Here is a 25,409-nt window from a genome sequence, read left to right on the forward strand (position 1 = left end):
TGCTTCACACCACCCAGCAGATCTCTGAAAATCATCCAATAACTACTATTCCTCATCAACATCTTTTTGATATTTTGTTTATCATAAACGAATCAAACCCGTTTGTCAACCCTACAAAAAAAGAAAAAGCAGCCGTTTCATGAACAGCTGCCAAGATAGTGAAGTGAAAAAAGATGTCGAAACTTTTTCCACTTCACAAATTATAAATTGTTAAGCTTAACTTTCTCTGTAAACTTACAGTTACTTAAGCATATGTTAATGAAAGATGAAAACTAGTGTAATTAATTTCCCGGGATTCCCAAACTTTTTCACGACAAGCATAAGCCCGTCAATCTTTGATTATAAGCTAATTGCCCGCTTGTTTGCGACCCCTGATTATCCGATCCTGCGTCAGCGCAGAATATCCCTGGCGATTTTCTTCGCCGTGGGGGTATCGGCCAGACCACCTTCCGCCGTTTCTTTTAATGATTTTGGCATGGCATCACCAATCGCTTTCATGGCGCCAATCACCTCATCCACCGGGATGGTGCTCTCAATGCCGGCTAAGGCCATCTCCGCAGCAATCAGAGCATTGGCGGCACCACTGGCATTGCGTTTGACACAGGGCACCTCCACCAGCCCGGCCACCGGATCACAGACCAGTCCCAGTACACTTTTCAGGGCCATCGCACAGGCATGGGCACACATTTGGGGGGAGCCGCCCATTAATTCAACCGCCGCTGCCGCTGCCATTGCTGCGGCACTGCCGCATTCTGCCTGACAGCCGCCTTCCGCTCCAGAAATGCTAGCCTTTCTGGCAATTACCATGCCGAGTCCGGCGGCGGTAAAAAGACTCATCACCACCCGCTCCTCAGACAAATCGTTTTCTTCTTGCAAGGTCAGCAAGACGGCCGGAATAATCCCGCAGGAACCGGCTGTCGGCGCGGCCACAATTCTGCCCATACAGGCGTTCACTTCGGCAATCGCCAGCGCCTTGGCCAGAGTTTCACTGAGCACCTTACCACTAAGGGATCGGCCTGCATCAACCGACTGTCTCATTTTATTGGCATCGCCGCCGCTGAGTCCACTGGCCGATTTACTCACTGCGGTAAGGCCTTTAGCAGCCGCATCCGCCATCACCTGAAGGCTGGCCCGCATCTGCTCAAAGAGTTCTTCCTGAGGCTGTTCCATTTGCCGGGCCTGATCCTCTAACACCAGCTCAGAAATCATTTTCCCCTTTTTTTTCGCCTTGTCTACCAGTTCCTGTATCGAATCATAACTTATCATCTTTGCTCCTAATAGATCGGCTTAATTAAGACAGCCTTTTTCACCTTGTTCACCGCTTCGATTAAACTGACCAGCTCACCCTTAACCGCCTGATCGGTTTCGATCACCATCATCGCCTCCCCGCCACGATGGGACCGGTACACATTCATCTCGGCAATGTTAATTCCCTGATCCGCCAACAGATTGGTCACCGCCGCAATCATGCCCGGGGTATCGTTATGAGGCACCAGCAAAGTATAGTATTCGCCGTTAAATTTGACATTGATCTCGTTGATCCGGTTGACCACAATTCGGCCACCGCCGACTGACGATCCCTGGACGATGGTTTTTTTGCCGGTTTGATCAACCGCTGAAATCAGGGCCGTGTTGGGATGAACTTCTTTATTGTGAGACTTCTTGAATTTAAATGCCATGCCCAGCTCCCGGGCCAGCTCAAGACTGTCTTTAATCCGCTCGTCATCAGGCGCCATCCCGAGCAGCCCGGCAATAATCGCCTTGTCGGTACCGTGGCCCTTATAGGTTTGGGCAAAGGAGCCATAAAGCTCAATGGTCACCGCTGCCGGCTGCCCGCCGGCCACCGCCCGGGCTATTTTTCCGATCCGCACCGCACCGGCCGTATGGGAAGAGGACGGGCCCACCATAATCGGTCCGATAATATCAAATACATTCATGCCAACCTCAATCTTCAGGCGTCAGCCAGTTTTAAACACCAATCGGTGCTGTCGCGATCCATTTGTCTTATCTTTTTACCCCGGAAATTACTTTTTAAGCGATTACTCCTCTTTATACCTCTTTGGCATATCGCAAGACCGGTTTTCGCACCGCCTTGACCTCATCCAACCGTTTCACGATAGTATCGTGGGGGGCGCTCTTTAGCAGCTCCGGACTGGTTTCGGCTTCTCTGGCAATTTGCCGCATCGCTTCAATAAACTCGTCCAGGGTTTCCTTGCTTTCAGTCTCCGTCGGTTCAATCATCAACGCTTCTTTGACAATCAAGGGGAAATAAATCGTCGGTGGATGATAACCAAAATCAATCAGCCGTTTGGCAATGTCAAGGGCCGAAACCCCAAATTTCATCTGCTTCTGGGCCGAGAAGACGACCTCATGCATACAGGTCTTGCCGAAGGGCAATTCATAATCATCCTGAAGTCTGGCGCGGATATAATTGGCATTGAGCACCGCTGTTTCCGAGGCTTCCCGAAGACCCACCGCCCCCAAAGAGCGGATGTAGGCAAAGGCTTTGACCACTACCGCAAAATTGCCATAGAAAGATTTAACCCGGCCAATCGATAAGGGGCGATGATGATCTAAATAATACGCATCCTCAGCCCGTTCCACCACCGGCCCCGGCAGGAAGGGCACCAACTCTTTTTTGACCCCCACCGGACCGGAACCCGGGCCGCCGCCACCATGAGGGGTGCTGAAGGTTTTGTGCAGATTAAGGTGCACCACATCAAAGCCCATGTCACCGGGGCGGGTCTTGCCCATGATGGCATTCATATTGGCCCCGTCATAATAGAGCAGTCCGCCGGCCTGATGGACAATCTCGGCTATTTCGACAATGTTTTCTTCAAACAAGCCCAGGGTGCTGGGATTGGTGAGCATCAGCCCGGCAATCTCATCACTCATCACAGCCTTTAATGACGGGATGTCGACGCCGCCAGATTCGTTGGATTTCACTTCGATCACATCGAAACCAACTACTGATGCCGAAGCCGGATTGGTGCCATGGGATGAATCCGGCACGACGATTTTTTGTCGCTTCGTGTCACTGCGGTGCTGATGATAGGCTTTGATAATCATCAGTCCGGCCATTTCGCCATGGGCGCCAGCCGCCGGTTGCAGCGATACCCGGGCCATTCCGGTGATCTCCGCCAGCATCCGGTCGGTTTGATAAAGGAGTTCCAGCGCGCCCTGAACGGTTTTTTCTGATTGATAAGGATGGATTCGCGAAAATCCGCTGTATCTGGCCACGTCTTCATTGATCTTGGGATTATATTTCATCGTACAGGAACCCAGCGGGTAAAAGCCGGAATCCACGCCGTGATTCATTTTCGACAAGGCGGTAAAGTGACGAACCGCATCCACCTCGCTGACCTCCGGCAGTTCCACGGACTGCGCCCGTAAAAATTCGGTCGGAATCACGCTGCCAAGGTCCCTTTCCGGGACATCGCAGGCCGGTAACAGGCTGGTTCTGCGGCCCGGAACCGACTTTTCAAAAATCAGTGCTTCGTTCTTAATCACAATGGTTCACCGCCTTTTCTACTAAACTGTCCATTTCTGGTCGGGTCCGTTTTTCGGTCACCGCCAGCAACCAGCCGTTTTTTAACTCCGGATACGACTGCTCCACAGCATAACCGCCGATAACATGATCCGCGAGCAAAGCCTCGTTTAGTACTTCGGTGTCACAACTGCTGGTCACGGTAAACTCCTTGAAAAAGGGCGCTGAAAAAACGGGCGCAAATTTTCCCGACTTGATCAACTGATCATAAAGGTAATGGGCTTTGTTGAGGCAGAGGGTAGCCACTTCTTTTAACCCCTCCTTGCCGAGCACGGTCATGTAAATGGTCGCCGCCAAAGCATTTAAGGCCTGGTTGGAGCAAATGTTAGAAGTGGCCTTATCCCGGCGGATATGCTGCTCTCTGGTCTGCAGGGTCAGCACAAAGGCGCGCTTGCCATCGAGATCGGTGGTCTGTCCAACGACCCGACCCGGCAGCTTCCGCATCAATGCCTTGGAGGTGGCCATGAAACCCAGACCCGGACCGCCAAAACTGATCGGATTACCCAGACACTGGCCATCGCCAACGACAATATCGGCCCCCAGTTCGCCGGGGGATTTAAGGATTGCCAGCGAAATCGGATCGACACTGGCAATCAGAAGCGCTTTATGCTGGTGCGCCAGTGCGGCGGCCTGGCCGAGATCTTCAATGATCCCAAAAAAGTTGGGACTCTGGACGATCACCGCCGCGGTTTGCTCGGAACACGCTGCCGCCAGCGCGTCCAGATCGATACTGCCATTGTGGTAGCCAATCTCTTTCACCACGATGCCCTTATAACGGGCATAGGTTTTTAACACTTCCCGGCTCTCGGGATGAACGGTGTTGGCAATCAGCACCTCATTTTTTCCGGTATGGCTACAGGCCATGGCGACTGCCTCGGCCAGCGCGGTGGCGCCATCATACATCGAGGCGTTAGCAATGTCCATGCCAGTCAGCTCACAGATCATCGACTGAAACTCGAAGATTGCCTGCAGGGTGCCCTGGCTGATTTCCGGCTGATAGGGGGTATAGGCAGTATAAAACTCCTGCCGCGAGATCAGATTACCCACCGCGCTGGGGATGAAGTGATCATAAGCCCCGGCGCCAAGAAAACAGCTGGTGTCATCAAGATTTATGTTTTTCTGGGACAGCTTCCGCATGTAGCTGGTCAGCTCCAGTTCTGATAAAGCCGGTGGTAATTCCAGATCCCGGCTCAGACGCACCGCTTCCGGGATGTCGGCAAAAAGTTCCTGAATCGAATCGTTTCCCATCTCTGAAAGCATGGCTTGTTGTTGCGCTGTGGTATTGGATATGTAGGATGCCACTCTTATTCCCCCTTTATAACGTTGATTTTAGTTTTTCCAACTGGGCGGCAATCGCTTCGTCGTCAAAACAATAGTTAAGCTTGGTGAAGTTACCTCTCAGCTTCGTCACCTCTTCTTTAGCATCTTTATTTCTTAAGATCACATCGGCCATCAAGCCCGCGGTTTCAGCAAACTCTTTGTCACCAAAACCGAACCGGGTCATTTCCGCGACGCCGATCCGGATGGCCCCCGAAGCGGTAAAGCCCTCTTCTTCCGGGGTGGCCTGATAGTTGATGATAATATTGTTAGCTTCCAGCCGATTGGCTACTTCGGGACCACTGCCATAACCAACCCGCACCACCACCTGATGGGTCTCGGTGTAAGAGATCGCCGGATCGCCCGCCACATCCAGGCCGGCATCAGCCAGACATTTGGCAAAATATTTGGCATTATGGATAACATTTTTCTGGTATTCGTCTTTAAAATAGTTCATTTCGTAGGTGGCCATCAGCAGACCCAGCATCGTGCCCAGATGGTGATTGCTGACACTACCGGGGAAAGCCCGGGTTTCAATGGTTTCCCAAAGACCATATTTATAATCGTCCTTGTCATAGTTCCCGGCAATGATGCCCCGCTGCGTCCCAAAGAAAGTTTTGTGGGTGGAACCGGTTACCAGTTCCGCCCCTTCGGCAAAGGGATCCTGGAAATGGTCGCCCACCAGCCCCAGCACATGAGCCATATCATACATGATGATCGAACCCAGTTTCTGATCATCGACGAAGCTTCTGATCTCGCGGACTGGTTCCTTATGCAGGACCATGCTCTTGCCAAAGATAATCAGCTCCGGCTGGTATTGGGCGATCACCTTTTTGGTTTCGGCCACATCGATCTTGAAGGGGTTATCCTTTTCCACCGGGAAATTGACCACCGCCGTTTTTTCCGTAATTGGATCAATGGCAATATAGTCGTGGAGGGCCCCCATCGGCTGAGCACTTAAATGGCCGCCTTTGATGATATGATTATTCATGACATAGCCCAGCCGTTTGGCATCGACCTTCCGGTTAACCCGGTTTTTATAATCCATCAGCGCACTGAAGACCGCCACATTGGCCATTTGACCGCTGATCACCCGGGTTTCCACCTCGGCACAATTGAAGTATTTTTTCATTTCTTCCATCATCAAATATTCAATCTCATCAATAAAGGCCGTCCCCTGATAATAAAACACATCATAATCATAGAAGGATTTTGTTTTTTTGTGCTCGGCATAACGGAAAGATGGGTCCATCACCGACAATAACCGCACCGCCGCTGAATGCGACTGTTCCGAGGGAATCAGGTTAATGGTTTGGTGTTGTCGCAGAATGGTGTTGTCATAGCTTCTTTCCAACAGATTCAGAGCTTTGGTTTGATAGTCCGGCGCACTGTCAAACTGACGCTCAATTTCGACGCCATAAATAATTGGTCGGGCAAAAGGCGGGGCATCACTTTTCATATGGTAGGGGGCGATTACCGCCGCTACCATCTTGCCGCGGATTTCCACATCAACCTGATCATTTAGCTCAACATCCCCATCAATCAGGGCCAGGCCAATGGCCCGCATCGCTTTTTCATCGGTTATTTTGCTGTCCAGCCCGTAGCCCTCGGCCTTTAAATAAGGCACCATGGTGGCGCTGGTAATCACTCCAACTTCCTTCCCAGCTTTAAAGACTTTACAACCAGCTCGGGCAATACCCCGGCCAGTAATCGCAATTGGTCTGACAATCCGGGGTAATTCCGATAAATCGGAAAGATTCCGTTCCATAATTTTTTTAAAACCAAGATATTGTTTAGCCAGGGCTGCTCGGCCGATATAATCGCCTTTGACCTCGGCAAAACTGACCGCAAATTTGGCCAGTGGACAAGAAAAAATGGGGATCTCGTTACCGTCATTATCAAGTCCCAGCTCATGGCCATAAAGCGGCAGACCGCCTTCCAGTCTCAAGGTGTCCCGGGCTCCCAGGCCGATAGCCATCGCTCCCAGTTCCAGCAGCTTTTCCCAAATTTCGGGGGCTTGGGATGCCTTGGCAAACAGTTCAAAACCCAGTGGTTCACCAGTGTAGCCGGTTCGGGCAATCAGCAAGGGCGCACCTTGATAATCAAGAATGCCCAGGGCATTTTTAAGCGGTTCGGTCAGATTCTCGCTGCCGGTGAGTTTTTTAAGCACCGTTTTTGAATCGGGACCCTGAAGCGAAATCATCGCAATTTCAGCCGATCGATCAACGATTTTGGCATCAAAAAATTTTATTTCCGTGTTCAGGTGATTCCAGTCTTTTTCGGCGTTGGCCGCATTGACCACCAGCAGAAACTCATCTTCATAAAAGCGATACAGATAAGCATCATCCAATGCCCCGCCGTGACAATTCTGGATCATTGTGTATTGAGCCTGTAGCAGATCAAGAGCCAAGACATTGTTGGTTAACACATATTGCAAAAAAGCCGTGGCTTCCCGGCCGGAAACAATAAAGCGGCCCATGTGTGAGACATCAAAGATACCGGATTTGATGCGGGTATGGATATGCTCGTCGACGATTCCCGCGGGATACTGGATCGGCATTTCCCAGCCCCCAAAATCCACCAGGGTTGCCCCGGCCTGGACATGATTATCATAAAACAGTGTTCGTTTTAGTGCTCCCATATTTTCATCTCCATTTTCTGCCCTTAGTCGTTACAGATTGTTTCGTATGCTGTGGCATCCATCAGCTCATCCAGTTCCGCCAGATTGTCCATTTCGACACAGACCATCCAGTTTTCAAAGGCATCGGCATTGACCAGCTCCGGTTCATCCACCAGCGCTTCATTTATTTTGACAATTGTCCCAGATACCGGCAAATAAACGTCTGAGGCCGCCTTTACCGATTCGACCACACCAAAGGTTTCATCTTTCCCAATTGTATCGCCAATCTCCGGCAATTCAATATAGACAATATCCCCCAATGAATGCTGGGCAAAATCGGTTATCCCGATAGTCGCCAGATTGCCCTCAACTTTTACCCACTCATGATCCTTTGAATACTTCAAACCTTCAACAATTTTCATCTTTCTTATCCTCCATATTTTTAGTTTCTGTAAATTCAATACCCATACCGAAATTTACCCATTCCGATTTTTAATAAACAAAAAAACAGAAGGCTTACGCCTTCTGCTCTGTTATTGACCTGAGAGATTCTTTCCTTTTGGGAAGTTGCCCCTTCGGTGCTACGCTTTCCAGAGTTATGTCCGGTTACGGTCCCCTTTACCTGAGATCATCACTGATATTAGCTAAATATCGGCTTTATCCTTCGGTGCTGCACTTATGCAGACTCTCCCGTATCCATCATCCATTCGCATCTATTTAATTGTGTTTCGTCGATCTGTTTCGTTTCGGTATTTCTTAAGTTTATGTGAGTATAACCCTTTTCAGGTGGGCTTGTCAACCACCTTTAGTATTTTCTTAATTTATGAATTAAAACATCGTGATAAGCGTACGTGAATACCCACTAAATACCGACTTGAAAATCGCATCCGAGTTCGTAAATCGTGCTTTTTCTTCGCGAATTTTTAAAACGACATGCCACCGTTTTGTTATAATTATGAGCGTTATATCTTTAGTAGCATTTTTCTGCTATGGATCTGACTAAATTCAAAAAATCTGATTCATCACTTAAGCATACGAGGAGTAAAAAATGAAAAAAATCTTATCGATCTTACTGATCTGCTGGGCGCTATTTCCCATCCATTCGGTTTTGGCGGCATCGGCAGATACCACTGATTTACCGGTTCTTTCCCGGGGTCATATTCAGGATCTCGGCGATTACCCGGCAGATGGTTCCTGGGTAGAAAGCCCCAAGCTTATTGGTACCGTTGGCCAGAGCAAACGGATTGAAGGCTTTGAATTAAAAGCCAGTGACAGCCTGCCAGCAAACATTGAGCTACGCTACAATGTCCATGTCCAGAACATCGGCTGGCTCTATGACGAGGATGATCCCTCAAGCTGGGCTAAAAATGGGGAGTATGCCGGCACCCGGGGGAACAGCCTGCGGATTGAAGCGGTTAAAGTCGTCCTGCTCGATGCTTCCGGCCATAAAGCCTCCGACTACCATATCCGCTACCAGGGTCATGTTCAGAACATTGGCGATCTGCCTGCTGATTCAGAACAATGGTTTAGCGATGGTGAACAGCTTGGAACCGTGGGCAGCTCCCTGCGCCTGGAAGCGTTGAAGCTGGAAATTGTCAAGGATGCCTCGACTGGCACCGATTTAAGTGACTACACTGCCCTGATAAAACAAATTGACAGTCTAAACGAATCCGACTACAGCAAAAGCTCCTGGACCAACCTGCAGACGGTTCTAAATAATCATGTTGTTACCGACAAAAACACGACAGCAGAAGTGGCTGATGCTGTTAAAGCCATCGAAGCAGCTATCCACCAGCTTGAAAAGTTGAGTACCACCACAGCCTACGACAAGCCCGGCATCTATGGTCCCTCCAGCGGCTCGGAAACGATCAGTCAGGATGTGATCATCACCTCAACCGGGGTAACGCTTCAAAACCTGACCATTGGTGGTAACCTGATTATTGATAAAGCCGTTGGTGACGGCGAGGTCACCCTGAACAATGTCACTGTCACCGGCGAGCTCCGGATTCGTGGTGGCGGCAAAAATAGTATTCATATCAATGGTGGCGATTATCAGAATATCCTGGTGGAAAAAACCGCCACCGGGGCAGTGCGCATTGTCGCTACCGGACTTGACGGGTTTCCTATTGTTTTAAGTGAAAACGCTGCTGGAGAAACCCTGATTCTGGAAGGCAGCTTTGGTTCAGTAACCGTCAATGCGCCGGATGCCGTGATTAAAACCCAGGGCCAGACCAGCATTAAAACCTTTGACGTCGCCGCAGCAGCCCAAAACACGGCTATTGATCTTGGCAGCACCACCACCGTGACAAATTTGGCGCTGTCATCGCCAACTAAGGTGACGGGTACTGGAACCGTCAACAAAGCTGAGATTGCTTCAGATAATGTCAGCTTTGAAAAAGCGCCTGAGGACTATACCGTCGATACCGGTGTGATCGTGCCACCCGTGATCCCAACACCAACACCTGAACCGCCGACACCACAACCGCCGACACCACAACCGCCAACACCACAACCGCCAACACCACAACCGGGTAAAATCAGTCTGAGTGTGACCACGGCCCCAACCGTCACCCTGTCAAAAACCTATGATGGCAGCACCGTTACCGATGTGACAAATCAGATTCTTGATCCAACCGCGATCACCGGGATAGTGGCCGGCGATGACGTGACCGTCAGTGCTACGGCTACCTATGACAATAAAAACGCCGGCAACAAAGACATTACCATCACCTACAGTCTTTCCGGCACGGATGCCGCCAAGTATACCGCTCCGGCCAAAGCTACCATCAGCGGCGAGATCGCTAAAGCCAATCTGACGGTACCAGCCCCAACCACAACCAAAACCTATGATCAAACCGCCACGGCAACCCAGAACATCACCCCAACTGCCGGGAAAATCAATGGTGATATCCTGACGGTGACCGAAACCATCACCTTTGATACTGCCAGTGCTGGTAAAGACAAAAGCGTCACCTGCAGCTATGCCTTAACCGACACCGATGCCGTTAATTACAATGTTCCTGCTGATCAAAGCTTTGATGACGGTGAAATTATCGCGAAACCGATCACAATCACTGGAACCACGGTGGAAATCAGCAAGACCTATAACCGCAACGATGGAGCCGTAGTGATAAATCCCGGTGCCAGCAGCAATATTATCAGTGGCGATACGGTAATCATAGAAGCCACCGCCTATTATGCAACCAGCAGCGCCAGCACCAACCAGCCGATTTATGTGACCTATACGCTAAATGGCAGTGAAGCCGCCAACTATCAGGTCACCTATACTGATCCCCAGACCCTGGCAACTCATTCGGGCCTTTCATTTATCAAACTGATCGACAATGGTGTGATTAATAAGGTTCAGCTAACCAACAAGCAAGCCCCGTCTGTTGCAAACAAAACCTATGATGGCAACGCCACGACCAATATTACCAAGACCGCGGTTAACACCGGTGATATTTCCGGGATTTGCTCAGGCGACACGGTGAACCTGACTGCCACGGCCAGCTTTGCTGACGCCAACGTCGGAGTAACCAAACAAGTCACCATCACTTATCAGATCACCGGCGGAAGCGGATCTGAAAACTACTTGCCGCCGGTTAATGGCACCGCTACCGCTACCATTAGCCTACTGGAATTTGATACCACCCGTGTGATTGACAGCCCTTCCAAAGAGTATGATGGTACCAGCACAGCTACTGTCAATGTTGGGCTTTTTATAACAGATCAAAATGTCTTGGCAATTGTTGGCCCTGCACTCCAAAACAAGCGCATCACCTTTGATATTTCGGCTGACTATACTGATGGCAGCGGTAACAAAACCAGCGCTGTCGGCAGCAATTATACCATTGCCTATAGCTTTAAACTAAGCGGACCGGATGCTGGTAACTTTAAGTTAACAGGCTCCGACGCCAACAACGTTATTACTGGCAGCCATCCCGGTAGCAACATTACTCAGAAGAAACTGACGGTTACCGCTGATACTCTGGGGCTGCAAACTGAGAAAACCTATGATGGCAATATCACCACCAATGTGAACGGCAAAACCATCACGGGCGGCACTGGTCTGATGGGGATCGTCGGCACGGAGAAGGTCACCGCGATGGTATCAAGCAACTATGACAGCGTAGATGCCGGCGACCGTAATATCACCACCAGCTTTCTGCTTAGCGGCGATGACAGCGGCAATTACTGTATTGATCCCCTGACCAGCAGCGGGAAGATCAAGCCGATTCAACTGGAAGTCGACAACACCAAGCTCCCCGCCATCGCGGCGACACGAAAATATGACGCCACTACCGATGTTTATCTGGCCGATAACACAACCAAATTATCGTACTATACCGTCAATGCTGGTGCCGTCAGCGGCTTAATCAATAACGAGACAGTAACGGTCAACGCCACCGCCAACTATGACAATAAAGATGTCGGTGAAAACAAACCGATTACCATCACCTACAGCCTAAGCGAAGAGGCCGCTAAAAACTACCTGGCCCCGGCTCCGGATACCTCAAAAACGGCGGCGATTACAGCCAGAATCTTAGGTTATACCAATGTCGCTCTGGAAACCATGAAGAAAAATGACGGCACCAGCAGCGCGAAGATCACGAGTGCAGAAATTGATTCTACTACAGCAAGCGGAGATGGTGTCGTCCATAAGAGTGGTACTAGCGAACTGGAAAATGTGCATCTCGGATCCTACCGCGCTGATTATTACGAAAGTGATTTAAGTAACACAACCAGTGCAACTGGCCAACACCCCATTGTGATCACCGGCACCCTGGCCGGTGCCGATGCCGGCAATTACGTCATGCGCGATAATACTGTCCCTGGCAAGATTCTTGATGCTAATGCGGTCATCTCCACCCCGTACAACAGCACAAACTGGAGTGTCTCCGGCAACCTGACCCCGCCGTCTGGCGTTGCCAATTTTAAACTCTTTTACGCCAAGCAAGCGGGTGTTACGACCTTTTACGGCTACGATAGTACTGGACAAATCTACAGCTCTACCAATTTAAGCGCCTGGACAACCGGTGCTCAGGTGACATTGGACGGCAGCAAAAAGCTGATTGGTATCGATAGTTCCAGCAATCCCTTAGCCATTGCCACCACCCCTGACACTGACCAATACACCAACACATCCCACTCGGTTTATTACTGGACTGGCGGAACTTTCGGCAGCTGGAACAATTATAGTGCCTTAACAAACATCCAACCAATCAACCCGACTTATTATACTGAAGGCACCACCGACTATCTGATTTATCAGGACGAAAATAACAATGTGACTAAGCAAAAATTTGCTGCTTTCGACAAAACCCCAATCGGCTCTTACCCGGGCCCGTCTATCCCCAGCAGCTTTACCAACTCCCTGCTGGTCTATGACGGCAACACCCTGATGTTCTACGCTTACTAAAGCTCCCACTGCCATCCCTGTTGTGGCTTGCCCCGACAGCCCAAAAAACTCTGAGACCCCTGATTCACCATGAATTAGGGGTCTCTTTATGCGCATTTGGAGCTTGCCGCGATGCTTTGTCAGATCACCGATCAGCCTTATTGATCGGCTTTTACCTTAAACCGCAACACCGTTTTTAATTTATCCGTCTCGGTCCGGCGAGGATCAGACAGATAAATTTCCCGATGGGTTTTATCGCTGCGCACATAGCCATGCTCACTGCAAAAATCTTCCATCTGCGCAAAACTGGCCGGTTCATCATCATAGCTGCCCAGATGCAACATCTGACAGCAGCTTCCTTCGTCGTAATCCTCAAGCCGAATCTGATCGAGCCAAGCATTTGGCTTTTTCTTTTTGACTTCAGTAATAAAACGGGCGGCCAGTTCAGCGGTCAGAAAATCCGGCTGACGGATCATCATTGTATAAGCATAATTGCTTTTATCGGCGCTGGTTTTGGTCTTGTCGACCAGATCCCAGACCCCTTCCAGGGGAAAAACGGTATAATCGTAATAGCCGTCGGGAATCGCCTTACTCTTATAGGACATTTTTACCGCATAGCTGAAGCTGTAGAGGGCTGCCACGACCTCAGCAAACGCTTCGCCATTGGGGTCGCCCTGACCATCCAGCATGGCAAAGCGCAGCGGCGGCACCGCCATAATTTCCGGCTGCTTTTTGGGCAGGTATAAGCTCTTAAACTGCTTTTTATAATCCACTTTCGCCATGGTTTGGGTCTCCCTTAATTCTTCCCTTTAATTCAATGAAATATAGAGATGGATCTCGGCGTTGGCCATATCCTCTCCCGGTTGATATTCCTCAAAATCGCTGCCGAATTTCCGGTCAAGCTTCATCTCCCAAAGCTTCATCCAGAAGTCGCCGACGGCCTGCTGGACATCGCCATGGACAACAAATTTTGCATAACTGCCGGCGGCAATGGTTGCCATCTCGACCGACTCGGGTTGCGAAACCCCGGCGGCCACTTCGCAGCCGACCATCACATCATAATCGCCATCGACACCATTTTCATAATTGCTGTAAAGACCGATACACTTATCATTTTTTCGGCCAGCCAGGGCTGCTTCAATCCCATCGCCATAAAAACGCTGCCAGGTTGATCCAATTTTTTCGCCCATCTGGGGATCATCATTGCTGGTCCGTATTTTCAAACCTGCCACTTGCTTTTCTGTTAGTTGTACTACTTCATAATCCATTTGTATACCCCTTTTCTCTTATCTTTCTATTATTTTGTTTCTGCATTTGATAAGATCAGTATACGCCTGTTAACCTGACACCTGATGTCATATTAAAGATACTTTTTTAAACTATTCGCCAGTTTTTGCTTAATGGCCTCCCGCAGCCACCGGGGTTCGATTACCTCGACGGCGTCCCCATAGGAAAGAATATAGCCTTCCACCCAGCCATCCCCGGGCAAGTGGCTCGTAACCATAAAGGAGCCATCCTTGTCTTTGGTGATCGCTGCCGGGTCAAATTCATCATAAACCCGATAAGCCATGACGGCGTCAATTTTCAGGACCAATCTGATTGGGGCAGCACTTATTTCTGGTGTTTCAAAAACAGTACCCATAGACAGGGTGCGGTCAAAGGAATCAGACAGTAACCGGAGCTGTCTGATCCGACTGACCTTGAAAAAACGCAGTGCCGCTTTACTTAGACAAAACCCATAAACATACCAGGACTGCCCCTTAAACAAGAGCTTTAGCGGTTCAATGCAGCGTCCGGTCTTTTTGCCGGCGGCACTGAAGTAGTCAAAGGCAATGCGGTTTTTACTTAAAATCGCACTTTTCAAGTCGTTGAATTTCTCCCGTTCAGCGACACCACCACCCCAGTGGGAAAAGTCGACCTCAATCCAGTCGGCATCTTTTTTTTCAAACAGGGTGGCCAGTTTCCGCAGCACCGGATCCAGCTCCGGTCCGTTTAAGGCCTGCATCCCCTGGAGCGATGCCAGCAGATTAACCTGTTCCTGCTCGGACAACAGCGATTTTTTGATCACATAGTTATCCAGCAACCGGATCCCGCCGCCCTTGCCTTTTTCCGCATAAATGGGAATCCCGGCGGCGCTTAAGGCTTCCACATCCCGGTAAATAGTCCGTTGGGACACTTCAAAATAGTCGGATAATTCCCGGGCAGTGATCTTTTTCTTTTCAATCAGAAGATAGACCGTTTCCAGCAATCGATTGATCTGCATCTTTTCGCTCCCCCTTCTCTTAACGTCAACAAAAACCGCTGCCCAATAATCCCTCTCATCGGCAGCGGTTCTGTTAATTCATAATAATCTGTTTTAAATACTTAATAACCATATCCGCAAAGCGATTGATGTCCTTGATATAGGCAAAGTCTTTGCCGTAGATCAGTTTTTCGGCCATCAGATCCTGTTCTTTGCCGGTGAAAACGCCCAGCACCATAATACCCTGCTGTCGGGCGAAGCGGACTTCCCGGGCAGTATCGGCAATGGCCACCCGACCCCGGTAAGCTTCAGTTAAATCATTGACCTGGCCCTTACCTACCTTGATATCGTTGGGTCGGCCATCACTCAGCACGATCAGAATTTTATTATCTTCCCGGCGCTTAATTAAATCTTCACAGGTGGCCTTGATGGCCAAACCATCGCGGTTGTTCCCGGAGCAATAATACTCAAAGATATTTTCATTGGCGGAAAGCGGTGATTCGTAATCCCGGAAGCGTTTGATCACGGTATAATCGAGAAAACTGGAAAAACCCAGAACCCGGTTGGGTAACCCCAGCTGGGTTAAGGCCATCGCCAGGATATAAGCCTGGATCGCCACCCGGGACTGATTACGCCGCTGGGAGCCGCTAGAATCGATCAGGATATCCACGACAAAGCTGCCCTTGTTATTATCAATGTTTTTGACAAAAACCTTGTTATTGCTGCTCCGGCCAATCCGCCAGAGCTTGCTGGGAATCAGTTGGCCGGCATCGGAAGGAATGGCATCGACAATTTCTTCCTGGACCAGGGTGCGGGACATGCTTTCCCGCAGCTTATTAATGTTTCTGCGAAAAACCTTTTGATTAGCCCGATAAACATCGATATTTTTCACCTGATGGCGCTGCACATATTTCTGTTGAAATTCGTTTTTGCTGTCACTACGGATCACCCCGTCGGTCATATGAATTCGACAATTACCATGTTCGCCTTTACAGACCCGATTCTGGAGTTTTTTGACTTCGCTGGTTTCCAGGAAGGAGTTGCCATAATAATAGGCTACTTTTTCATAGATTTTTTCGATGTCTTCTTCCTGGACCCGTAAAATCCGGTTATCATTGGCAGTGTTGAGGTTGGCCAGATCACCTTGAGATTCACCCAGCAGAGCTTCGGCAATTTCTTCAATGGATGCTTCGATATCCTGGTCCTCAGGATCTTCAAACATTTCTTCCAGCATAAAGTCGGAAAAATCACCCCGGATATGGTTTTTATTGTGACCGGATTCATAGGCATCACCACCTTCACCTTCCACAAACATCGGGAAATACTTAACATAAACATCTTCAATGCCTTTAAGCAATTCGATGGTGTCTTCCCGCTTCTGTAAGGCCATTAAGTCATTGGCAATATTCCGGGTCTCGGTGTCCGCCATTGGCGTCTTGCCGATTTTTTGGAGAATCATGGTGTGGCGCACCTTTTCCAGCAGATCATCGGTATGGAGCTTGTAGTAATTGCTGAGAATATCGTCATAGGCATTTTTGCGGATATCATAAACCCCGGGGCGTTCGGCAATAATTTTTTCTTCCACCACCACATCGCTGCCCATGGCGATTAAACTCAATAGAATGTCTTTATTAAAACCAGCTCGATGACGGCTGATCACGTATTTTTTGACAGCCGGCCAATTGATGTATTTGCGTCGTCCCCCGGCGGTGACAGCGTGGTAAAGGGCAACATTTTTAGAAATAAAACTCTTCTCACCGCTATCCATATTTTCGTCATAATCCCCGGAAATGGTCCACATCAGATTAGCAACCCGATTGTCAAATTCATAGTCTTCGTAAATCCATTTGGCATCCTTCAAAGCGTTTTCCTCCCTTCTCTGGATTGCGGTGCTTTAGCGACTGGTAAAAACATCAGCCGCTTCCCAACTTTCGCGGATCCGGGTTTTGATCACATCCAGGACAATTTCCTTTTCAAACTGGTCAAAGGTTTTGCCGATGACACCCATATCCACGGCCAGCATCGGTTTGAGTCCCCGGCGAATGGTTTTGAGGCTGCCGATGATCCCCCGCAGATCCACCGATTTGGTCGAAATTTCGGAGTTTTTGGATTTTTCCTGGAGATCCAGAAAGATTCCGGCAAACTGTGGAAGAATTTCGGGATTGGCATCGGGAAAATATTCTTTTAAAATAAGCATCAAGGTGTCTTCTTCGATCTGAGGAATATCAATGGTCATAAAACGGGATACCAGGGCTTCGTTAAGCTCTTTGGTGCCGGCATATTCATAGTTCATCGTGCCGATAAAACGGGTGGCGTCATGAAGCTTTATTTTTTCGTAGCCCGGAACATCGATGACCTTCCGGTAATCAAGCGCCGAGTGGAGTACCACCAGGGCATCATTTTTGGCCATATTGATTTCGTCAAAAACCCCAAAGCCACCATTAATGGCGCACTCATAAACCGAGCCCCGACGCAGCCGGACCTCATTATCAATAAAGGTGTCGGTGCCAATCAGACTGGAGCTGTCGGTGTTGACATGAAAGGAGGTGTTCCACTGAGGCCGGTTAAAAAGCTCGCAGATATTATCGGCCAAAACATTTTTCCCGGTGGCCTTGGGACCGGAGAGCAGAATGTTCTCACCCTCTAAAATAGCGGTAATACACATCGACCAGATGTCCTTGCCATAAAAAACGGTTTCGGTGCTGGGAACCCGATCCTGAAGATTCTCTTCCAATTTATAAAAATGTTTAAAATATTTTATATCGTCGAGAAGCTTCTCGCTGATTCCCTGTTTTAATAATTCCTGTGTTAATCTCATAAGTTCTTTTCCTTTCGCTAATGCTCTGCACTAATTCTGCAACTGTTTATTTAGAATGATTTGAATATAACACAAAACCCAGCGGAATGGTTAGAAAAAATGCAAAACAACAAAAATTTATCCCTTTTTTAGACTTCTGTCTTAAATGACAAAATCCTATAAAATATCAGTCTCATCGCAAATTTGACCGAAAAATGCACCCAACATCTGAGATTAATGAAAATCAGACAAGAAAGGTGCACATGACATAAATATGGGCAATCAACCTTATCGCAGATTAACTTGTCATTGCATTAAAATGAAAAAAACCTACAAGCGGAAGAGTAAATAACGCTTATGATCAGTGGTGCAACTCTTATATCCTTAAAGTAGTCTTCTTCATGACCATACATCTTCCACAAACTCCTTTTCCACATAACACAATTTTCACTGTAAGTGCTCAATTCGCTCTTTGATGCTGATAATCTCATCAATCAGATGCTGACTGCAATCAAATGGTGAGATACCATGACGGTCTGCATCAATGACTTCCGAATTGAAATGAATCAGACCCAACAGCTCCTCCTCGGCTATTTTTGAACGGATAAACGCTTCATCCTTCTCATCCCGAATTTTATTGGCAATCACGCCGACCCGCGGCACTCCTAAATCTTTAGCCAGTCGCTTGACATTGCGATAGGTCTGAATACTTCGGGCACCCGGCTCAATGACCACAATAAACTGATCCATGCCCTGGGTTGTTCCTCTGCCTAAATGCTCGAGACCGGCTTCCATATCCAAAATAGCTACCTCGTCTCTGTATAAAATCAGGTTGCTGATCAGTTGTTTCAAAATGACATTCTCCGGACAAATGCATCCACCACCGGCTGTTTCAACCGTTCCCAAAACCAGCAATTTAACGCCCTCGTGCTCACGACTGTAAATTTCCGGAATATCATCAACCCGGGGATTGATTTTAAAAAACGTGTTCTGCGCAGTTACTCCAGTTCGTTCAGCAATCATTTTTTTCATTGCGCTGATCGGAACGATGGCATCCGCTTCTGCTTCGGTAAATCCTAATGCCAATGCCAAATTTGCATCGGGATCAGCATCGGCCGCAATCACCCGTTTTCCTTCTTTTGCATACAAACGTGCCAGCGTTGCGGCAATCGTTGTTTTTCCCACTCCACCTTTACCGGTTACGGCTATTTTCATGCTATTCTCCCCATTTTTCCATAATCGCAATCAGATCATTCTGGTAATCACCAAAAAATTCTTCAAGTTTACCAATGCTTTTCACATTGCTTTCAACCCCACACTGATCATCCCTAAATTCCCAGACATGGTAGTTTACACCCAGGTATTCAAAATCAATACTCCCCAGTTCTTCGACATCAGTGAAGTGATAGGGCCAGCCTTTTGATTCAATAAACTGTTTTATTTGATCAAGCGCCATGTTGTTCTCTGACAATTTCTGATAAACTTAAACCTTCGCCAATCACATAATGGCAGCTGGCACATTTTTCTATTCCGATCGTTTTTCCATCCCGGACAAATAATTCAATATACTCATCGCATTCGGGACAGGCAATTTCTTTTAAAACAAAATTATTGCGGGCCTCATGACATCCTGCTAAGATACTCATTTTAAACTCCTTTACAATTGCAGATTATCGGCAATTTGCTTCAGGGCAACACGAACTCGTGAATCAGCAGGTAATTTAACAATTGGTTTGCCATCACAGTCATACTGATAAACTTGCTGGTCTTGTGGAACCACACCCAAAAGTAGTAATTCCTGAATTTGAACCTCTTCCAGCGTCCCGGGATCAAGTTTTCCTTCTGGTGCCCGATTGATAATCAGACCAATTTTCGTTGGCTGAACCTTTAATTCGCTAATCAGCCTGGAAATTCTTCCGGCTGCCTGTACGCCCCGTCGGGAACAGTCACTGACCAGAATCACCGTGTCTATTTTTGGTAATAAACCCCGGCTGATATGTTCCATCCCGGCTTCATTATCCACAACAATAACAGGGTAATTCGTCTGAAGTCGTTGAATCTGTGTTTGAACAATCCCATTGACAAAACAATAGCATCCTTGCCCCTGTGAACGTCCCATTACCATCAGATCATAATCTTTTTCTTCCGTAATTGCATCATTCATCCGCATTTCCATATAAGTGGCCTTGGTTATTCCTTCTGGAATCTCATAGCTTGGATCGACGCCAGCCCGCTCGATGATTTCGCGAAGTTCACCCATCGTTGGACCCGCCTCAATACCAAGTACCTCATTTAAATTTGAATTGGCATCAGCATCCACTGCCAACACCGGCACCTTTCCGGTATCACATAGATACTGAATCAGTAAACCACATAGCGTTGTTTTACCAACCCCACCTTTACCGGCTAATGCGATAATATGTCCCATTTTCTCTCCTCCTCAACTCAACACACTGTATTTTTATGAACATTGTGTTGAGTTTTCTTTCTGAATTCATTATAATTACGGGAGAGTAATTGTTCAATCATCAGTTTTTTCGATTTGTTTTGTTTATCAACAGATTGATGAATCTGTCTATTTCAGGAGGAAAGATGCGAAATCAAGAAGTAAAAAAGAACGACCGGCGCACCCAATACACTCAAAAAGTAATTAAGGAGGCTTTTTTAGACGAACTGAGCAAAAAAAAATTTGGCAAGATCAGCGTTACCGCGATCTGCCAAATCTGTGAAATTAATCGGGGAACTTTTTACCTCCATTATTATGATTTGGATGATGTGTTAGATGACGTATTAAACGATGCGTTAGCCGATACCTCCGATGTTCTTGATCAGGTCTTGTGTCCGGACAAAATGAACTGCACCTATCCCTTTTGCGAAAAAATGCAATCCAACCAGGAATTCCGGCCACTTTTTTTTGATGAGATCGCAGCCTCGCGACTCATTGGTAAAATGTCGGATTTAGCCAAGGAAGATTTTGTGACCCGCCTCATGCAAAGCAGTATTCTAACCTATGAACAGGCCGAAGCCATTTTTTATTTTCAGATCAATGGCTGTCTGACCATCAACCAAATGATGTTTAAAAACCATTGCACTGACTGGAAAAAAATCCAGCAGACCATCGATGGCTTTCTTCGTGCCGGTATACAGGCTTTTCTTGATACTGATCGAGCATGAATTGCTTCTGCCGGTAACGCTTAATTCCGGGTAAATAAAAAAGCTCTGAACACCTTCAAACAGGTCGTTTCTGAGCTTTATATTCTTATTTGGCAAAGGCGATCCGTACCGGTTTGAGGTGACAATAAGTATAAAAAATTGCAGATACGGAAAACTTTGAATACTCCCGCTGATTGGGATCATTATGCAATGGAGAATTATTCGTCTTCTTGACTATAGCAGCTTGAATTTATCCCATCCATCTTCGTATATACAATTATTTTCGTTATAATGCTCCACTACATAATGCATCTTAAACCCTATCTCTGAGCCAAATTTGGTCTTTAATGATCGCATCAGGGTATCTGTAATACCGCAGCAATCATATAAAACAAATTTCGGATGTTCGAAATTTCCTGTTTTTTTATCTTCCAAAAAACTTGGATTTTGACAACCCACGACGAATACATCCAGTTGGAAGGAGCCTTTTGGGTATTGAATAACAATTATGTTTTCACCCGTTTTTTTAACAAAGGGTAAAAATCAGGCGCAACTGAATTTTACCGGCTCGGCTTTGCCTGCAATATCAACAAATTTCATGCGAAAATTCAAACGCAATGATAATGATTGTTCCGACAGGAATTTTTCTTCAAAAATTAACGATCAATACGAACGCATAAATTTTGCTTGGTTTTTTTGTTATCTTTATTTCGATAACGATCCAATGTTCCCAGCTCGAAACGCCTTGCTGTATTTGCGGCAGTGTTTATCCTGTCCCATCAGGGCGTAAGTCGCAAAAATCGTACCCATAAGATCCCGATTAAGCGGATCCATCACAGCGGAGTCCATCCCGGCTTCAATCGCAAAGGCCATGGCCGTTTTGTTCAGTAGCGGTCTTACCGGTAAGCCAAAGGAAATATTGCTGATGGCTCCGGTCACATGGATGGTAGGATACAGTTCTTTGATGGCTTTAATTTCCGCCGCAAAATTTAACAAGGAATTGTTTTCGGTGGACAACGCCATTACACAGGGATCAATGTGAATCCGATCTGGGATGATATCATATTTGGCCGCCTTCTCCACCATGCTTCTGGTAATTGCCAGCTTGGTCTCCAAATCACAGGGAATCCCGTTGTTGTCGCAGGTCAGTCCCACCACTTCCCAGCTATTACCTGCCATCAACGGTAGCAGGACCTCACACTTGTCTCCTTCTTCGGAAATGGAATTAAGCATCCCAGGCTTATTGGCATATTTAAAAACTGCCTCAATCACCCGAGGGTTGGGACTGTCGATACACAGGGGCGTATCGGTGGAGTCCTGAACCACTGCCATTAACCATTTCAGGGTTTCAATTTCGTATTCCGGGGCAGTACTGGCACAGATGTCAATGAAATAAGCACCGGCTTCAGCCTGTTTGACGGCCCGCTCCGCAATAAATGCGGCATCTCTTTTTTCAATAGCTTCCTTCACCGCCGGGATAGTACCGTTGATTTTTTCGCCTATAATAATCATATCTGTCTCCTAAACCCAGTTCTGGCAGATTTTGACACCCTCAGCTGCATTGGTAGTAAAGGCATCCGCACCCACAAACCCACAAGCTTCTTTAGTCACCGGATTCCCGCCGATGATAATTTTTGCCCCCACACCGGCAGCTTTGAGTGCTTCTATGGTGTCTTTCATGGAGTCGATGGCCAGCGTCAACACGCCGCTCATACCGATAATCTGGGGCTTCACAACCTTGGCTTTGGCAACAAATTCTTCCACGGCCACATCGATGCCAATGTCTACCACTTCAAATCCGACCGCTTCAGACATGCTTTTGAAGATGTTTTTGCCAATATCATGGAGATCACCATGAACTGTTCCTAAAAGAATGGTCCCGATAATCGTTGACTCACCAGAACCCAAAGCCGGTTTTAAAACATTAATGGCTTCAGTTAAAAGTTCACCGGCAAAAATCAAGTCGCCCACAAAATATTCGCCATTTTCAAAAAGCTCACCAACAATTGCCATCCCTGCCTGGCAGGCACCAACTGCTTCCAGTGCTTCCGCTTCGGACGGGTTGTTTTCCACAAACTCTTTGAGCATTTCCAGAACTTGATCTTCTTCCAATTCTCCCATAGTTTCTGTTAATAACTTTAAATTTATCATTCTATTTTCTCCTTGACTATTCTTTTCAAACATCTGCAATTTATCTATTGCCTAAAATATATTTAATCAATACTGTCGGGCTTTAAGCTTATCTCAATTTAAAACTGTCAATCCGATCTTTCAATAATTCTGCCTGTCCTGATAATTCCTCGCTGGCCGCCGCACTTTCTTCAGCCGTAGCTGAATTCTGTTGTACCACCTGGGCAACCTGATCAATGCCAGTGTTAATCTGGGCGATTCCAGTCACCTGCTCATTTGAGGCTATCGCTATTTTACTAATCAGTTCCGTTACTTTACCGATTCCCAAGACAATATCCTTAAAGGCGAATGTCGTTTCATTTGCGATTTCCGTACCGGTTCTCACCTTATCGATGGAGCCTTCAATCAGTTTAGTGGTTTCTCTGGCCGCATCTGAACTTCTTGCCGCTAATGTTCGCACCTCTTCGGCAACGACGGCAAATCCTTTACCATGCTGACCAGCCCGGGCTGCCTCCACAGCTGCATTCAAAGCTAAAATATTAGTCTGAAAAGCAATATCATCAATCACCTTGATGATTTTTGATATATCTTGTGATGATCTGTTAATCTCATTCATAGATTCCTGCATAACGAACATTTTCGAGTTACCCATTTCAGCATTTTCTAAGACATCATGGGTCAGTGTTTGGACTTTATCAGCATCAATAGCATTGTTTTTGGTCTGATTGGCGATCTCTGCAATCGATGCGGTGAGTTCCTGAATCGAACTGGCCTGCTCGGTAGCACCCTGAGCCAACGCCTGACTTCCATCGGATACTTGGCTGGCACAGGCATTGACCTGTTCGGCGGCAATATGAATATCCTGCAATATTTCATTCAATGACGGAATGATGGTATTGATAGACTGTGACATTTCTGAGAATTTGCCCTGATATGCCGCTGCATCGTCAAGATTTAGGTTTCCGCTGGCTATTTCATTAATTTTAAAAGTAATTTCGTCAATGACCTCATTTAGTTGACCAACTGTCATATTGACTAATTGTTTTAGCTGATCAAAAGCTCCCTGATAAGAACCTTGAACCAGAACTGTCAAGTTACCTTTTGAAAGCGCATTCATCACTTGCCCAACCTCGCGTAGTGGTTTATCGATTTCCTGGAGAATGTCATTCATACCTTCAATCAGTTTTTTCCAGACACCATCAAATTTCGTTGCATCGCCCCTTGCGTCCAAATTGCCTGCAATGATTGCCGCGGTAAGACCGGATACATCACTCAGCAAGGTTACAATCGAATTTTCTACTTCAATCATACTTTGATCGATGCCATCAAACTGAGCGCTGATTTCCTTAGTATGTGTCCCCGATTCCGTCCGATTCATATCAAAACCCAGATCACCCAGGGCTAATCGTTTGAGATTTTCTTCTAGTCGGGTCACTTCTGTTCTGGTAAATGCGTTAATACTCATCATCGGGGTCACATCCATGGAGGTTGAGACAAAACCAATCCGTTCACCATTCCCATTTTCCAGAAATTCTTGGTTAAGTTTGAAATAATTTCCGAATGATTCTAGCGTACTTTCGCCGTTACCTGTTGTCATCAGTTTCTTAATGTCGCATTCATCCGGGCAGTTTTTGGTATAGCACTCATCCAAAACTCCGAACTGACAGGTCCGTACAACACCATATGAAGACTCTCGATCAGCAATCATCCCCGTTGCCGTGAGTATCATCTCCAAGTTTTTATTGATAAAAACAGTCCTGGTATTCACATCCGTCACTCCAATCGCAAACGGAATCGTATCCAGGATACGGATGTAGAATTCAATCTGATCCTGCAATGAACTAACGAGAGCATCAAGGTGTTCTGAAGCAATTTTATACGCACCAGGTAATTCTGATCGCTTCTCATTTTCACAGTCTTGGTTTTTCTTATTGTCATAGGTTTCAATTTCCCCGATAAAATGCTTCATATTATTTGCCGCGGTTATGAGATTTTGGCTTATCGCATTCATTGGGGTATATTCATCAACCGTTAGGGTCCCTTTTGCAAGATTTTCTGCAACTGCCATCATTTGGTCAAAGTTTTTTTCAATTTTCAGGCTATCAGTTATCAGCAAATCCATTTGATCCCCTAATTCATTTCTTTGGTTTTCAAATTTATTGCCGTCTGTTTCAATCAACAAACGATTCATGTTCACATATAGCT

Annotated in this window: 20 protein-coding genes, 1 riboswitch and 1 other annotated feature (1 of these 22 cut by a window edge); of the genes, 2 read left to right on the forward strand and 18 right to left on the reverse strand. The window is 47.1% G+C overall.

Going from position 1 to position 25,409, the window contains the following annotated elements:
• Window positions 1–68: a binding site (T-box leader), on the reverse strand; it reaches 299 nt to the left of the window's first position.
• Window positions 69–390: 322 nt separating this feature from the next.
• The 6 genes from sdaAA to gcvH all read right to left on the reverse strand — a co-directional run bounded on the left by sdaAA (window position 391) and on the right by gcvH (window position 7,906).
• Entirely contained in the window at window positions 391–1,266 is an 876-nt protein-coding gene (sdaAA, locus tag A3KS_RS0105605) for an L-serine ammonia-lyase, iron-sulfur-dependent, subunit alpha (RefSeq protein WP_026394080.1), read from the reverse strand.
• Window positions 1,267–1,274: 8 nt separating this feature from the next.
• Window positions 1,275–1,937 (reverse strand): L-serine ammonia-lyase, iron-sulfur-dependent subunit beta, encoded by a 663-nt coding sequence (sdaAB, locus tag A3KS_RS0105610; protein WP_026394081.1) that lies wholly within the window; start codon window positions 1,935–1,937, stop codon window positions 1,275–1,277.
• Between the two features lie 112 nt (window positions 1,938–2,049).
• A complete protein-coding gene (gcvPB, locus tag A3KS_RS0105615) occupies window positions 2,050–3,510 on the reverse strand; it encodes an aminomethyl-transferring glycine dehydrogenase subunit GcvPB (protein ID WP_278247300.1) in 1,461 nt (486 codons plus the stop codon).
• Complete coding sequence (gene gcvPA / locus A3KS_RS0105620; RefSeq protein WP_026394083.1) at window positions 3,503–4,849, reverse strand: aminomethyl-transferring glycine dehydrogenase subunit GcvPA; 1,347 nt, start codon at window positions 4,847–4,849, stop codon at window positions 3,503–3,505. Before gcvPA ends, gcvPB begins: the two co-directional genes overlap by 8 nt.
• Window positions 4,850–4,862: 13 nt before the next feature.
• Window positions 4,863–7,505, reverse strand: a complete 2,643-nt coding sequence (gene gcvT / locus A3KS_RS0105625; RefSeq protein WP_026394084.1) for a glycine cleavage system aminomethyltransferase GcvT — start codon at window positions 7,503–7,505, stop codon at window positions 4,863–4,865.
• Window positions 7,506–7,528: 23 nt separating this feature from the next.
• Window positions 7,529–7,906, reverse strand: a complete 378-nt coding sequence (gcvH, locus tag A3KS_RS0105630) for a glycine cleavage system protein GcvH (RefSeq protein WP_026394085.1) — start codon at window positions 7,904–7,906, stop codon at window positions 7,529–7,531.
• Window positions 7,907–8,083: 177 nt separating this feature from the next.
• Window positions 8,084–8,187: riboswitch (glycine riboswitch) on the reverse strand.
• Between the two features lie 345 nt (window positions 8,188–8,532).
• Here gcvH and A3KS_RS0105635 point away from each other — a divergent pair.
• On the forward strand, window positions 8,533–12,903 hold the full coding sequence (locus A3KS_RS0105635) for a YDG domain-containing protein (RefSeq protein WP_026394086.1): 4,371 nt from the start codon (window positions 8,533–8,535) through the stop codon (window positions 12,901–12,903).
• Window positions 12,904–13,040: 137 nt separating this feature from the next.
• Here A3KS_RS0105635 and A3KS_RS0105640 read toward each other — a convergent pair whose 3' ends face one another.
• From A3KS_RS0105640 to A3KS_RS0105680, 9 genes are all read right to left on the reverse strand, one after another.
• Window positions 13,041–13,664, reverse strand: coding sequence for a GyrI-like domain-containing protein (locus A3KS_RS0105640; RefSeq protein ID WP_026394087.1), 624 nt, complete (start codon window positions 13,662–13,664; stop codon window positions 13,041–13,043).
• A gap of 27 nt (window positions 13,665–13,691) precedes the next feature.
• Window positions 13,692–14,150: a GyrI-like domain-containing protein gene (locus tag A3KS_RS0105645; protein WP_026394088.1), complete on the reverse strand. Its 459-nt coding sequence runs from the start codon at window positions 14,148–14,150 to the stop codon at window positions 13,692–13,694.
• A 92-nt stretch (window positions 14,151–14,242) separates the two neighbouring features.
• Entirely contained in the window at window positions 14,243–15,145 is a 903-nt protein-coding gene (locus tag A3KS_RS0105650) for a helix-turn-helix transcriptional regulator (protein WP_026394089.1), read from the reverse strand.
• A gap of 73 nt (window positions 15,146–15,218) precedes the next feature.
• Window positions 15,219–16,985: a cobaltochelatase CobT-related protein gene (locus A3KS_RS0105655; protein WP_026394090.1), complete on the reverse strand. Its 1,767-nt coding sequence runs from the start codon at window positions 16,983–16,985 to the stop codon at window positions 15,219–15,221.
• Between the two features lie 33 nt (window positions 16,986–17,018).
• Window positions 17,019–17,942: an AAA family ATPase gene (locus A3KS_RS0105660; protein ID WP_026394091.1), complete on the reverse strand. Its 924-nt coding sequence runs from the start codon at window positions 17,940–17,942 to the stop codon at window positions 17,019–17,021.
• A gap of 426 nt (window positions 17,943–18,368) precedes the next feature.
• Window positions 18,369–19,136, reverse strand: a complete 768-nt coding sequence (locus tag A3KS_RS0105665; RefSeq protein WP_026394092.1) for an ATP-binding protein — start codon at window positions 19,134–19,136, stop codon at window positions 18,369–18,371.
• A gap of 1 nt (window position 19,137) precedes the next feature.
• Window positions 19,138–19,377 (reverse strand): hypothetical protein, encoded by a 240-nt coding sequence (locus A3KS_RS0105670; RefSeq protein ID WP_026394093.1) that lies wholly within the window; start codon window positions 19,375–19,377, stop codon window positions 19,138–19,140.
• Complete coding sequence (locus A3KS_RS20220; protein WP_035355413.1) at window positions 19,367–19,567, reverse strand: hypothetical protein; 201 nt, start codon at window positions 19,565–19,567, stop codon at window positions 19,367–19,369. Before A3KS_RS20220 ends, A3KS_RS0105670 begins: the two co-directional genes overlap by 11 nt.
• Before the next feature lie 11 nt (window positions 19,568–19,578).
• Complete coding sequence (locus A3KS_RS0105680) at window positions 19,579–20,349, reverse strand: ATP-binding protein (RefSeq protein WP_026394094.1); 771 nt, start codon at window positions 20,347–20,349, stop codon at window positions 19,579–19,581.
• A 164-nt stretch (window positions 20,350–20,513) separates the two neighbouring features.
• Here A3KS_RS0105680 and A3KS_RS20225 point away from each other — a divergent pair, with 164 nt between their 5' ends.
• Window positions 20,514–21,095 carry a TetR/AcrR family transcriptional regulator gene (locus A3KS_RS20225; RefSeq protein WP_035355416.1) on the forward strand — a complete coding sequence of 194 codons (582 nt, stop codon included), beginning with the start codon at window positions 20,514–20,516 and terminating at the stop codon, window positions 21,093–21,095.
• Window positions 21,096–21,779: 684 nt separating this feature from the next.
• Here the strand turns inward: A3KS_RS20225 and A3KS_RS0105695 are convergent.
• The 3 genes from A3KS_RS0105695 to A3KS_RS20230 all read right to left on the reverse strand — a co-directional run bounded on the left by A3KS_RS0105695 (window position 21,780) and on the right by A3KS_RS20230 (window position 25,326).
• Complete coding sequence (locus A3KS_RS0105695) at window positions 21,780–22,586, reverse strand: methyltetrahydrofolate cobalamin methyltransferase (RefSeq protein WP_026394096.1); 807 nt, start codon at window positions 22,584–22,586, stop codon at window positions 21,780–21,782.
• A gap of 9 nt (window positions 22,587–22,595) precedes the next feature.
• Window positions 22,596–23,225: a cobalamin B12-binding domain-containing protein gene (locus A3KS_RS0105700; RefSeq protein WP_026394097.1), complete on the reverse strand. Its 630-nt coding sequence runs from the start codon at window positions 23,223–23,225 to the stop codon at window positions 22,596–22,598.
• Window positions 23,226–23,313: 88 nt separating this feature from the next.
• Window positions 23,314–25,326, reverse strand: coding sequence for a methyl-accepting chemotaxis protein (locus tag A3KS_RS20230; RefSeq protein ID WP_169727696.1), 2,013 nt, complete (start codon window positions 25,324–25,326; stop codon window positions 23,314–23,316).
• Between the last annotated feature and the right edge of the window lie 83 nt (window positions 25,327–25,409).

Origin of the sequence: Acetobacterium malicum subsp. dehalogenans DSM 11527 (genome assembly GCF_000472665.1) — a bacterium.
In the GTDB taxonomy this organism is placed as follows: Bacteria; Bacillota; Clostridia; order Eubacteriales; family Eubacteriaceae; genus Acetobacterium; species Acetobacterium malicum.